An 11800-nucleotide genomic window follows, 5' to 3' on the forward strand; every position below is an offset into this window, starting at 1 on the left:
CGAGCCGTGGACCGTGGACCGTCGGCAGGGTGCCGTCAGCCGCGCGGTACCGTCCCGTTCAGCTGGTGGCGGGCTCCGCCACCGCCACCTCCACGTGCCGTGTCTCCGGCAGCAGCGCGAAGCATCCGAGGCTGAGCAGTGCGATGCCGGTCAGGTAGGCGGCCACGCCCCAGGGCACCCGCCCGCTCCGGTCGGCGATCCCCGTCGCCACGATCGGGGTGAGCGCTCCCCCGAGGACCCCGCCCAGGTTGTAGCCCACCGCCGCACCCGTGCAGCGCACCCGCGGCTCGTACAGCTCCGGCAGATACGCGGCGATCACGCCGAACATCGTCACGAACGCGATCAGCGCCACCAGGAACCCGAGGAACATCAGCAGGGGCTCGCCCGTCGACAGCAGCGCGATCATCGGGAACATCCACACCGCGGCGGCCGCGCAGCCGGCCAGGCACAGAGGCCGCCGCCCGTAACGGTCGCTCAGGACGGCCGCCAGCGGAGTGAGGGCTCCCTTCACCACGACGGCCGCCATGATGCAGGCCAGCATGACGGTACGGCTCACCCCGAGCCGTTCGGTGGCGTAGGCGAGGGACCAGGTCGTCACGGCGTAGAAGAGCGCGTACCCGACCGCGAGCGCCCCGGCCGTCAGCAGTACGAGCCGCCAGTGGTCGCGGACCACTTCGGCGAGCGGCACACGCGCGTGCTCCCGCAGTTCGAGGAACCGCGGACTCTCGGCGAGGGACGAGCGCAGCCACAGCCCGGCCGCGGCGAGCACGCCCGCCGCCCAGAACGGCACCCGCCAGCCCCAGGACGCGAACTGCGCGTCGGAGAGCGTCGCCGACAGGGCGAGCATCACGCCGTTGGCGAGGAGGAATCCCAGTGCCGGTCCGATCTGCGGGAAGCTCGACCACAGTCCGCGACGGCCGGCGGGCGCGTGCTCCGCGGTCAGCAGCACCGCCCCGCCCCACTCCCCGCCGAGCCCGAGCCCCTGCAGGAAACGCAGCACGAGGAGCAGCGCGGGAGCGGCCGTACCGATGGAGGCGTACGTCGGTACGCAGCCGACCGCGACGGTTGCCGCACCGGTCAGCATCAGGGAGGCGACGAGGACGGGCCGCCGTCCGTGCCGGTCCCCGATGTGTCCGAACAGGACCGACCCCAGGGGCCGCGCCACGAACCCGACCGCGAAGGTCCCGAAGGCCGCCAGCGTCCCCGCCACCGGCGAGAAGGTCGGGAAGAACAGGGGGCCCAGGACGAGCGCGGCGGCCGTCCCGTAGACGAAGAAGTCGTAGAACTCGATGGCCGTCCCGGCGAGCGCGGCGGCGGCGAGCCGCAGCATGGACGGGGACTTTACGGAGCGTGCGCGATGCATACCGCCTCAACCACACATGGTCACCAGGGGTTACGGGGCGCGCGGGAGTCCGGGAGACGTCCGGTCCTGGCGGGCCGCCCCGGTGCACGCGCACCGTGATAGACCGGGTCCCAGCAGCGGTCCTGGACGGGCCGAGCCACTCATCGGACCGGAGGAACCGTGCCCCGCACCCTCGCCAGCGCCCCCGTCATGATCCTCAACGGGCCCAACCTGAACCTCCTGGGCCAGCGGCAGCCGGAGATCTACGGCTCCGACACGCTCGCCGACGTCGAGGCGCTGTGCGCCGAGGCGGCGGCCGCGCACGGCGGGACGGTCGACTTCCGGCAGTCCAACCACGAGGGCGAGCTGGTCGACTGGATCCACGAGGCCCGCCTCGACCACTGCGGCATCGTGATCAACCCGGGCGCCTACTCGCACACCTCGGTGGCGATCCTGGACGCGCTCAACACCTGCGACGGACTGCCCGTGCTGGAGGTCCACATCTCCAACATCCACCAGCGGGAGGAGTTCCGGCACCACTCGTACGTCTCCCTGCGCGCCGACGGCGTCATCGCGGGCTGCGGCGTGCAGGGGTACGTGTTCGGGGTGGAGCGGGTCGCGGCGCTGGCGGGGACGGGGCGGGCGCAGGCCTGAGCGCCGCGGGCGAGCGGTGGCGAGGGGCGGGGCGGTGTCAGTGGCGGGTGCCACCATCGACGCATGACCGTTCAGAGCCGTCCCGCCTCCACGACCCGCCGCAGGAAGCGCCGCGTGCGCTCCTCCCGCGGCTCGCCGAACACCTCCTCGGCGGTGCCGCGCTCCAGCACCACCCCGCCGTCGAGGAAGCAGACCTGGTCCGCGACATCGCGGGCGAACCCCATCTCGTGCGTGGCCAGCACCATGGTCATGCCGTCGTCCTTCAAGTCCCGCACGACGTTGAGGACTTCCCCCACGAGTTCCGGGTCGAGCGCGGCGGTGACCTCGTCGAGAAGCAGCAGCCGGGGGCGTACGGCCAGGGCGCGGACGATCGCGGCCCGCTGCTGCTGGCCACCGCTCAGCCGGTCGGGATACTCGTCGGCCTTGGCGCCGAGCCCGAGCCGGTCGAGCAGCTCACGGGCGTGCGCCCGTGCCTCCGCGCGGTCCACGCCGTGCACACGCCGCGGGGCCAGCGTGACGTTCTCCAGGACGGTCATGTGGGGGAAGAGGTTGTACGCCTGGAAGACCACGCCGATGCGGCGGCGCACCGCGTCCTGGTCGGTCCGGGGGTCGGTGATCTCCTCGCCGTCCAGCCAGATGGCGCCGTCGTCGATCTCCTCCAGGAGGTTCGCGCAGCGCAGCAGCGTCGACTTGCCGGAGCCCGACGCCCCGATCAGCGCCGTCACCGTGTGCGGAGCGACCTCCAGATCGACGTCGCGCAGGACGAGCGAACTGCCGAAGGTCTTGCGGACGGCCTCCATGCGCAGCACGGGCCCCGCGGTGGAGTCCGTGCCCGTGGCCCCGCTCATATGACCCCTCCTTGTGCCTGACGGCGGTCCATCCGCGCCGTGACCCAGTCCGTGAACCGGGTCATCGGAATGGTCAGCGCGACGAAGACCAGTCCCGCGACGATGTACGGCGTGTAGTTGAGACTGCGGCCCACGACGATGTCCGCGGCGCGTACGGCGTCGACCGCGCCGCCGATCGAGACGAGCCCGGTGTCCTTCTGCAGGGACACCAGATCGTTGAGGAGCGGCGGCACCTGCCGGCGTACGGCCTGCGGGAGGACCACGTACCGCAGCGCCTGACGGTTGCTCAGCCCGAGCGAGCGCGCCGCGGCCCGCTGGGAGGGATGGACCGACTCGATGCCGGCGCGGAACACCTCGGCGACGTACGCCGAGTACGTCAGCGTGAGTGCCGTGCCGCCCAGCAGCACCGGATCGACCGTGATGCCCTGCAGCCGCAGCGCCGGCACGCCCAGCACCACGATCATGAGGTTGATGATCAGCGGGAGGCCGCGGAAGAAGTCGGTGTAGGCGGCGGCCAGTGCCCGCAGGGGGAAGAACACCGGGCCGCGCAGGGTGCGGGCGACGGCGATCAGCATGCCGAGGACGAGGACCGCCACGCCGCACACCAGCAGCAGCCGGACGTTGAGCCACAGGCCTTCGAGGACCTTGGGCAACGCCTCGCGCGCGTACCGCGCGTCGAAGAACGTCTCCTTGGTGCGCGGCCAGCCGGGCGCGCCGACGACGACGAGGTAGAGGACGACGGCGGTCACCAGGGTGGAGAGCGCGGCGATCGCCGTCGCGCGCCGGGCACGGGAGCGCTTGTGGCGCTCCCGCTCGATCCGCCGCCGCGACGGGACGTACGTGTCGGGCGCCTCCTTCCCGACCGTCACTTGAGTACCGGCGCGTCGACCGCGTCGGACAGCCACTGCTTCTCGATGGCGGCGAGGGAGCCGTCCTCGCGCAGGGCGTCCACCGCGTCCGTCACGCACGACGTGAGCGCGCTGCCCTTGTCCAGCACGAGCCCGAACTGCTCCGGGGCGCCGCCCCGGTTCTCGAACTGCCCGACGATCCGCGCGTCCGTGACCTCGGCCGCGGTGATGTAGAAGGCGGTCGGCAGGTCGACGACGATGGCGTCCACCTGGCCGTTCCTGAGCGCGGACTTGGCCTGGTCGTTCTTCGCGTACGCGGCCGGCTCCTCGGCCGGCTTCACCACGTCGTCGATGTAGTTCAGGCTGGTGGTGCCGACCTGGGCGCCCAGCTTGACGTCCTTGAGGTCGGCGATGCTCTTCGCCCGGGCGGCCCCGGAGCCCTTCAGCGCGACGACGGCCTGGCGCACGTCGTAGTAGCCGGACGAGAAGTCGACGGCCTTCCTGCGTTCGTCGCTGATCGACACCTGGTTGATGTCGAGGTCGAAGGTCTTCTCGCCGGGCGCGAACGCCTTGTTGAAGGGCACGGTCCGCCAGACGACGTCGCCCTTGTCGTAACCGAGCTGCTTCGCCACGGCGTACGCGACGGCCGACTCGAAGCCTTCACCGGAGGCGGGCCTGCCGTCCTTGAACCACGGCTCGTACGCGGGCTCGTCCGTCGCGACCGTCAGTTTGCCGGCGGTCTCGGTGGCCAGTTCGCCCTTGGCGCACGACGCGGGGGAGGACGTGCCGGCTGCCTTCTCCTCCGGCTGCGGGCTGCAGCCGACGGCGAGGGCGAGCAGAGTGACGGTGGCGGTGGACACAGCCCCGCGCAGGGTGCTTCGAGCAGGATGCATGGCGGGAGAGTGACAGTGCGCGGGCCCGGCTGTCGAGGTCAGGGCGGGAACTGTCCGCATCGTGGGAACGGGTGTTGCGACGGTGTGAACAGGCGTGTTCCGGAGGTGTTCCGGGCGTCCGCCACCGGCCGGACCGGGCCGCGGGGACGCGGCGCCCGGGGCGGTGGCCGCCGGACGTCGGCCACCGCTGCCGGGCGGGGCCGCCGGCCGAGGGCGGGGATCGGGTGGCCGGCGGCCCGTCCGCGCAGGAGCCGTCATCCTGTGCGGGTTGCTGCCAGTTGACAGCGTGTACCCGGGGCGTGGGGAGCGCGCGCGGGGCGCTGTTGTGAGCGCTCCGTTCACACGGGGCGCGCGGTTCCCCGCGCCCCTTCGGGGTGCCCGGGGCGCGGGTCGTTCACCAGCCCCTTGCGCGCCACTGTGAAAGGTGGGGGCGCTCCGTGCCGAGTGTCGTGTCGTTGCCGTGGCCGGGGTAGACCCAGGTCTCGTCCGGCAGCGTGCCGAAGATCTTCGTCTCGACGTCGTGGATCAGACTGGCGAACGCCACAGGGTCCTTGCGGGTGTTGCCCACGCCGCCCGGGAAGAGGCAGTCACCCGTGAACACATGGGGGTGGCCGTGCGGGTCGTCGTAGACCAGGGCGATCGAGCCGGGCGTGTGGCCCACCAGATGGCGCGCGGTCAGCTCCACGTGCCCGACCCGGACGGTGTCGCCGTCCCCGACCGGTACGTCCGTCGGTACGGGGATGCCGTCCGCGTCGTCGCGCCCCGCGTACGTACGCGCGCCCGTGGCCGCCACCACCTCCGCGAGGGCCTGCCAGTGGTCGCCGTGCCGGTGCGTGGTCACCACGGACGCGATGCCGTCGGCACCGATCAGGGTGAGCAGGGTGCCGGCGTCGTTGGCGGCGTCGATCAGCAACTGCTCGTCCGTGGCCCGGCACCGCAGCAGATAGGCGTTGTTGTCCATCGGCCCGACCGAGACCTTGGAGATCATCAGGTCGCGCAGCTCGTGCACGTCCGCAGGGCCGCCGACCCTCACCGCTCCGCTGTACGTCATGGTGCTCAGCCTATAGCGGGGGCAGTGCGGGAAGCGGTCCGCCCTCGACGAGCAGAGCGGCCCCGTCCCGGCGTCCGGCCAGCCAGCCGAGCAGGGCGGGCGCGGGACCGGTCACGGTGACCTCGGCGTCCTCCCCGGAGCCGCCGCGTCCGGTGCTCCACGCGCGCGTGCCGTCCGTGAGGCGCGTGGACGGCACCTCGGGGTGCCCGGCGAAACGGTCCGCGAGGAAGGCGGTCTCCCGTTGCGTGAACTCGTCCGGCAGGTCCTCCAGCTCGTACCCGACGCCCAGGTCCACGTGGTGCAGCTCGACCTCGCCCCAGCGCCGGAACGGCACCTGGGACGCCGCGTCGGTGACCCCGTTGCGCAGCTCGACCGTGCGGGACCAGTCGGCGGGCCCGGCGCCGGCCGCCTGGAAGCGGGCCGCGCTGTCGCGCAGGTCGGCGAGGTGTGTCTCCAAGGGCCTGGGGGCGTCCCGCTCGATGTCGGCGTCCCGGGCGCCCGCGGAGACGTACATCGGCCGGCCCTCCAGGACGTTCACGAGCGCGTCCGCGTTGCGGGCGAGGTGGGCCAGGACATGACCACGGCTCCAGCCGGGCAGCCGTGACGGTTCGGTCACACCGGCGTTGTCCAGCCGGGCGGCTGCGCTGAGCAGCCGTTCGGTCGCGTCACGTACAGACGCCAGGTCGCGCACATGATCGTTCATGTGTCCGACGATAGCCGCGCCACACGTTCGGGTGAAGGTGGTGGACGACGTCCGCTAATCGAATATGCGTGCTATAGGGTCGGGAGCGGTGCCGGGCATTCTTGGAAGCCGGGGATTGTTCCCGTCGAGGCGAACCGAACCGGCGTTGTCAGTGGCTCCCCCTAGTCTGGAAAAGACGGGGCTCTGCCCCTGTCATTTCTCTCTAGAAAGGTGCGGACCGGCGTGGCCGACCGTCTCATCGTCCGTGGAGCCCGCGAGCACAACCTGAAGAATGTCTCGCTCGACCTTCCGCGCGACTCGCTCATCGTCTTCACGGGCCTGTCGGGGTCGGGCAAGTCCTCGCTGGCCTTCGACACCATCTTCGCCGAGGGGCAGCGGCGCTACGTGGAGTCCCTGTCCTCGTACGCCCGGCAGTTCCTCGGCCAGATGGACAAGCCGGACGTCGACTTCATCGAGGGCCTCTCCCCGGCGGTCTCCATCGACCAGAAGTCGACCTCGCGCAACCCGCGCTCGACGGTCGGCACCATCACCGAGGTCTACGACTACCTGCGTCTGCTCTTCGCGCGCATCGGCAAGCCGCACTGCCCCCAGTGCGGCCGGCCCATCTCGCGCCAGTCGCCGCAGGCCATCGTCGACAAGGTCCTGGAACTGCCGCAGGGCAGCCGCTTCCAGGTGCTCTCGCCGCTCGTGCGCGAGCGCAAGGGCGAGTTCGTCGACCTCTTCGCCGACCTCCAGACCAAGGGGTACAGCAGGGCCCGCGTCGACGGCGAGACGATCCAGCTCACCGAGCCGCCCACGCTCAAGAAGCAGGAGAAGCACACCATCGAGGTGGTCATCGACCGCCTCACGGTCAAGGAGGGCGCCAAGCGCCGCCTGACCGACTCCGTGGAGACCGCGCTCGGCCTCTCCGGCGGCATGGTCGTGCTCGACTTCGTCGACCTCCCGGCCGACGACCCCGAGCGCGAGCGCATGTACTCGGAGCACCTGTACTGCGCGTACGACGACCTGTCCTTCGAGGAGCTGGAGCCGCGCTCCTTCTCCTTCAACTCGCCCTTCGGCGCCTGTCCGGAGTGTTCCGGCATCGGCACGCGCATGGAGGTCGACCCCGAGCTGATCGTCCCGGACGAGGACAAGTCCCTGGACGAGGGCGCCATACACCCCTGGTCGCACGGGCACAGCAAGGAGTACTTCGGACGCCTGATCAAAGCCCTCGCGGACGCGCTGGGCTTCCGGACCGACATCCCCTTCGCCGGTCTCCCGCAGCGCGCCAAGAAGGCCCTCCTGCACGGGCACAAGACGCAGATCGAGGTCCGCTACCGCAACCGGTACGGCAGGGAGCGCGTGTACACCACGCCCTTCGAGGGCGCCGTCCCCTTCGTGAAGCGCCGGCACAGCGAGGCCGAGAGCGACACCAGCCGGGAGCGCTTCGAGGGCTACATGCGCGAGGTGCCCTGCCCCACCTGTGAGGGCACGCGCCTCAAGCCGGTCGTCCTCGCGGTCACGGTCATGGGGAAGTCCATCGCCGAGGTCGCCGCCATGTCCATCAGCGACTGCGCGGACTTCCTGGGCGAGCTGACGCTCGACGCCCGCGACAAGAAGATCGCCGAGCGCGTTCTGAAGGAGGTCAACGAACGGCTGCGCTTCCTGGTCGACGTCGGCCTCGACTACCTGTCGCTGAACCGCGCGGCGGGCACGCTCTCCGGCGGCGAGGCCCAGCGCATCCGGCTGGCCACCCAGATCGGCTCCGGCCTCGTGGGCGTCCTGTACGTCCTCGACGAGCCCTCCATCGGTCTGCACCAGCGGGACAACCACCGCCTCATCGAGACCCTGGTCCGGCTGCGCGACATGGGCAACACGCTCATCGTCGTCGAGCACGACGAGGACACCATCAAGGTCGCCGACTGGATCGTCGACATCGGCCCCGGCGCGGGCGAGCACGGCGGCCATGTCGTGCACAGCGGCTCCCTGAAGGAGCTGCTCGCCAACGACGAGTCGCAGACCGGCCTGTACCTGTCCGGCAGGAAGGCCATCCCGCTGCCCGAGGTCCGGCGCCCGCGCGACCTGTCCCGGCAGCTCACGGTGCACGGAGCCCGCGAGAACAACCTCCGGGACATCGACGTGTCGTTCCCGCTCGGCATCCTCACGGCCGTCACGGGTGTCTCCGGCTCCGGCAAGTCCACGCTGGTCAACGACATCCTGTACACGCACCTGGCCCGCGAGCTGAACGGCGCCAGGAGCGTCCCCGGCCGCCACACGCGGGTGGACGGCGACGACCTGGTCGACAAGGTCGTGCACGTCGACCAGTCGCCCATCGGCCGCACCCCCCGGTCGAACCCGGCGACGTACACCGGCGTCTTCGACCACGTCCGCAAGCTGTTCGCCGAGACCACCGAGGCGAAGGTCCGCGGCTACCTGCCCGGCCGCTTCTCCTTCAACGTCAAGGGCGGCCGCTGCGAGAACTGCGCGGGCGACGGCACGATCAAGATCGAGATGAACTTCCTGCCGGACGTCTACGTCCCGTGCGAGGTCTGCCACGGCGCCCGCTACAACCGCGAGACCCTGGACGTCCACTACAAGGGCAAGTCCATCGCCGACGTCCTGAACATGCCCATCGAGGAAGCCATGAACTTCTTCGAGGCGGTCCCGGCGATCTCCCGCCACCTCAGGACGCTCAACGACGTCGGCCTCGGCTACGTCCGGCTCGGCCAATCCGCGACGACCCTGTCCGGCGGCGAGGCGCAGCGGGTGAAGCTCGCCAGCGAACTGCAGAAGCGCTCCACCGGACGCACGGTGTACGTCCTCGACGAGCCGACCACCGGCCTGCACTTCGAGGACATCAGCAAGCTGCTCGTCGTGCTGTCCGGTCTGGTCGAGAAGGGCAACACGGTCGTCGTCATCGAGCACAACCTCGATGTCATCAAGACCGCCGACTGGGTCATCGACATGGGTCCCGAGGGCGGCGCCGGCGGCGGCATCGTCATCGCCGAGGGCACGCCCGAGGAGGTCGCCGGGGTGCCGGCCAGCCACACGGGCAAGTTCCTGCGGGAGGTCCTGGGCGCCGAGCGCGTCAGCGACGCCCCGCAGGCGAAGCCCGCGCGCAAGGCCACCGCCAAGAAGGTCGCGGCGGCCGGGTCGACGACGAAGAAGACGGCGACGGCCAGGACCACGGCGGGCAAGTCCGCCGCGGCCAAGGGCGCCGGCAGCACTGCCGCCGAGAAGGCCCCGGCCAAGAAGACGGCTCGGGCCCGCAAGGCCTGAGCCCCGCTGTCATGCGCCGCGCCCCACGGGAGTTCCCGTGGGGCGCGGCGCATTGCTGAACCGTGTCGTGTCGGGCCGTCGTACGTCCGCGGGTGCGTCGTGGCCGGTCGCGCAGTTCCCCGCGCCCCCTCGGGGGCGCTACCGGGGTGCTCAGAAGGTGGGCAGCTCGTGCGCGTACGGCGGTTCCGCGCCCGCTCGGGAGCAGGTGACCGCCGCGGCCCGGGCGGCGAACCGGAGCAGTTCGCCCCAGCCGTCGGCCCCGAGGCCCGCCACCGCGGTCGCGGAGAGCGCGTCGCGGGCGGCGAGGCCGTGCAGCAGCGCCGCGTTCACCGTGTCGCCCGCGCCGATCGTGTCCACCACGTCGACCGGTTCACCCGGTACGGAGTACTCGTCCCCCTCCCGGGTGAAGGCGGTCAGTCCGTCGCCGCCCCGTGTGACGACGACCGCCGAGGGGCCGCAGGCCAGCCACTCGCGCGGGGTGCCGCCCAGCCACTGCGCGTCCTCCTCGGACAGCTTGAGCAGTGACACCGAGGGCAGCCAGCCCTTGAACCGGGCCCGGTAGGCGTCCGGGTCGGGGATGAGTACCGCGCGGATGTTCGGGTCGAGCGCGGTGAACACGCCCCGCGCGGACGCGCTCCGCAGCAGTTCCTCGTACGCGCTCGCGCCCGGCTCCAGGACGAGCGAACAGGTGCCGAAGGACACGGCCCGGGTCCCGTCCGGCAGCCGTCCGGGCGCCGAGAACAGCCGGTCCGCGGTGCCCTCGACGTAGAAGGAGTAGGCGGCCGAGCCGTTCGCCGCGACGGAGGCGACGGCGAGGGTCGTGGGCTCGGCGCCCCGCTGCACGGACGCCACGTCGACGTTTGCCTCGCGCAGCCCGCCGACCAGGGCCTCGCCGAAGGCGTCCCGCGAGATCCGGGAGCAGAAGGCCGTGCGGGAGCCGAGCCGGCCCAGCGCCACCGCCGTGTTGTAGGGACCGCCACCGCGGCGCGGGGCGAGCCCGGCGAGCGCGCCCGGCTCACTGGGCACCAGGTCGATCAGAGCCTCACCGGCGACGACGATCACGAGTCGGATCCTTTCTCGGGACAGCTTTCGGGGCGGTCTTCGGGGCGCTCTTCGGGACAGCCGCACGAGGTGCGGTGCACGAAGGCGCAGGGCAGCCGGACCGTACGGGCAGCCCGGTCGGGGGAGTCCAGCCGTTCCAGCAGCAGCCGCACGGCCCGGGCCCCGATCTCCCTGCTGGGCTGGGAGATCGCGGTGAGCCGGGGCGAGAAGAGGTCCGCCCAGGAGAAGTCGTCGAAGCAGCACAGGGCCAGGTCCGCGGGCACGGACAGACCCCGCGCGCGTACGGCACGCAGCGCCCCGATGGTCATCGCGTTGTTGGCGGTGACGAGCGCCGTCGGCGGCGCGGGGAGGGACAGCAGGGCGTCGGTCGCCCGCTCGGCGCCCGCCGCCTCGGAGTTGCCGGGGACCACGAGCCGTTCGTCGTAGGGCAGTCCCGCGTACGCCAGGCCGTGCCGGTATCCGGAGATCCGCTCGCTCGTCGTGCTGAGCCCGGGGAGACCCGCGACCAGGCCGATCCTGCGGTGGCCCCGCTCGGCGAGGTGCGTGACCAGGCGGGTGACCGGTTCGGCGTTCTGCGCGCACACCTGGTCGAACGCGAAACCGGGCACGGGGCCGCCGTCGACCAGCCGGTCCAGGAACACCGTCGGTACGCCGTGCCGCCCGAGGTAGCCGAGCAGCTCCTGCGGATCGGCGGAGGGCGCGACGATCATGCCGTCCACCCGGCGTTCGTGCAGCAGCCGGACCACCTTGTGCTCATGGGCCGGGTCGTCGTGCGGATCCGCGATCAGCAGGCTGTACCCCTGCTCCAGGGCGCCCGCCTCCACGCCCTGCAGGATCTCCGTGAAGTAGGGGTTACTGATCGCCGACACCGCGAGCCCGATGGACCGGGTGCGTGCGGTGACCAGGGACCTGGCCAGGCTGTTCGGGGTGTAGGCGAGGAGGTCGACGGCGTCGAGCACGGCCTGTCGCGTGTGCGGCCGCACCGGGCGCGTGTCGTTGAGCACGTGCGAGACCGTCGCCACGGAGACGCCCGCGTGCCGGGCCACGTCGGCCATTGTCGCCATGGTGTCCTCCCGGGAAGCGTCCGCCGCCCGCGAAAGTACCCCATGCGGCGGCCCGCGTAAACGCTTGCGCAAGCGTT

10 protein-coding genes are annotated in these 11800 nt (G+C 71.7%); 2 read left to right on the forward strand and 8 right to left on the reverse strand.

Annotated elements, in window-relative coordinates:
- Positions 1 to 58: 58 nt before the first annotated feature.
- A complete protein-coding gene (locus tag QFZ75_RS29125) occupies positions 59 to 1330 on the reverse strand; it encodes an MFS transporter (protein WP_307541577.1) in 1272 nt (423 codons plus the stop codon).
- Positions 1331 to 1522: 192 nt separating this feature from the next.
- On the opposite strand from QFZ75_RS29125, the gene aroQ reads away from it, so the two are divergent.
- A complete protein-coding gene (gene aroQ, locus QFZ75_RS29130; protein WP_307541580.1) occupies positions 1523 to 1996 on the forward strand; it encodes a type II 3-dehydroquinate dehydratase in 474 nt (157 codons plus the stop codon).
- 71 nt (positions 1997 to 2067) lie between these two features.
- Here the strand turns inward: aroQ and QFZ75_RS29135 are convergent, their stop codons facing one another.
- The 5 genes from QFZ75_RS29135 to QFZ75_RS29155 all read right to left on the reverse strand — a co-directional run bounded on the left by QFZ75_RS29135 (position 2068) and on the right by QFZ75_RS29155 (position 6339).
- Complete coding sequence (locus tag QFZ75_RS29135; protein WP_307541582.1) at positions 2068 to 2844, reverse strand: amino acid ABC transporter ATP-binding protein; 777 nt, start codon at positions 2842 to 2844, stop codon at positions 2068 to 2070.
- Positions 2841 to 3713: an amino acid ABC transporter permease gene (locus QFZ75_RS29140; RefSeq protein WP_307541584.1), complete on the reverse strand. Its 873-nt coding sequence runs from the start codon at positions 3711 to 3713 to the stop codon at positions 2841 to 2843. The genes QFZ75_RS29135 and QFZ75_RS29140 overlap by 4 nt, the downstream gene beginning before the upstream one ends.
- Entirely contained in the window at positions 3710 to 4585 is an 876-nt protein-coding gene (locus QFZ75_RS29145) for an ABC transporter substrate-binding protein (protein ID WP_307541585.1), read from the reverse strand. The genes QFZ75_RS29140 and QFZ75_RS29145 overlap by 4 nt, the downstream gene beginning before the upstream one ends.
- Before the next feature lie 394 nt (positions 4586 to 4979).
- Complete coding sequence (locus tag QFZ75_RS29150) at positions 4980 to 5636, reverse strand: MBL fold metallo-hydrolase (protein WP_307541587.1); 657 nt, start codon at positions 5634 to 5636, stop codon at positions 4980 to 4982.
- 10 nt (positions 5637 to 5646) lie between these two features.
- Positions 5647 to 6339 (reverse strand): maleylpyruvate isomerase family mycothiol-dependent enzyme, encoded by a 693-nt coding sequence (locus tag QFZ75_RS29155; RefSeq protein WP_307541589.1) that lies wholly within the window; start codon positions 6337 to 6339, stop codon positions 5647 to 5649.
- A 222-nt stretch (positions 6340 to 6561) separates the two neighbouring features.
- Between QFZ75_RS29155 and uvrA the strand changes: the two genes are divergently transcribed.
- On the forward strand, positions 6562 to 9597 hold the full coding sequence (gene uvrA / locus QFZ75_RS29160) for an excinuclease ABC subunit UvrA (RefSeq protein WP_307541590.1): 3036 nt from the start codon (positions 6562 to 6564) through the stop codon (positions 9595 to 9597).
- Positions 9598 to 9747: 150 nt separating this feature from the next.
- Here the strand turns inward: uvrA and QFZ75_RS29165 are convergent, their stop codons facing one another.
- Positions 9748 to 10659, reverse strand: coding sequence for a carbohydrate kinase (locus QFZ75_RS29165; protein WP_307541591.1), 912 nt, complete (start codon positions 10657 to 10659; stop codon positions 9748 to 9750).
- Positions 10656 to 11723, reverse strand: coding sequence for a LacI family DNA-binding transcriptional regulator (locus QFZ75_RS29170; protein ID WP_307541593.1), 1068 nt, complete (start codon positions 11721 to 11723; stop codon positions 10656 to 10658). Before QFZ75_RS29170 ends, QFZ75_RS29165 begins: the two co-directional genes overlap by 4 nt.
- Positions 11724 to 11800: the final 77 nt, after the last annotated feature.

It is taken from the genome of Streptomyces sp. V3I8 (assembly GCF_030817535.1).
In the GTDB taxonomy this organism is placed as follows: Bacteria; Actinomycetota; Actinomycetes; order Streptomycetales; family Streptomycetaceae; genus Streptomyces.

Coding starts and splice junctions, on each gene's coding strand:
- QFZ75_RS29125 (WP_307541577.1), bottom strand. CDS start 1,330: ATGCTGCGGCTCGCCGCCGCCGCGCTCGCCGGGACGGCCATCGAGTTC.
- QFZ75_RS29145 (WP_307541585.1), bottom strand. CDS start 4,585: ATGCATCCTGCTCGAAGCACCCTGCGCGGGGCTGTGTCCACCGCCACC.
- QFZ75_RS29135 (WP_307541582.1), bottom strand. CDS start 2,844: ATGAGCGGGGCCACGGGCACGGACTCCACCGCGGGGCCCGTGCTGCGC.
- QFZ75_RS29170 (WP_307541593.1), bottom strand. CDS start 11,723: ATGGCGACAATGGCCGACGTGGCCCGGCACGCGGGCGTCTCCGTGGCG.
- QFZ75_RS29150 (WP_307541587.1), bottom strand. CDS start 5,636: ATGACGTACAGCGGAGCGGTGAGGGTCGGCGGCCCTGCGGACGTGCAC.
- QFZ75_RS29155 (WP_307541589.1), bottom strand. CDS start 6,339: ATGAACGATCATGTGCGCGACCTGGCGTCTGTACGTGACGCGACCGAA.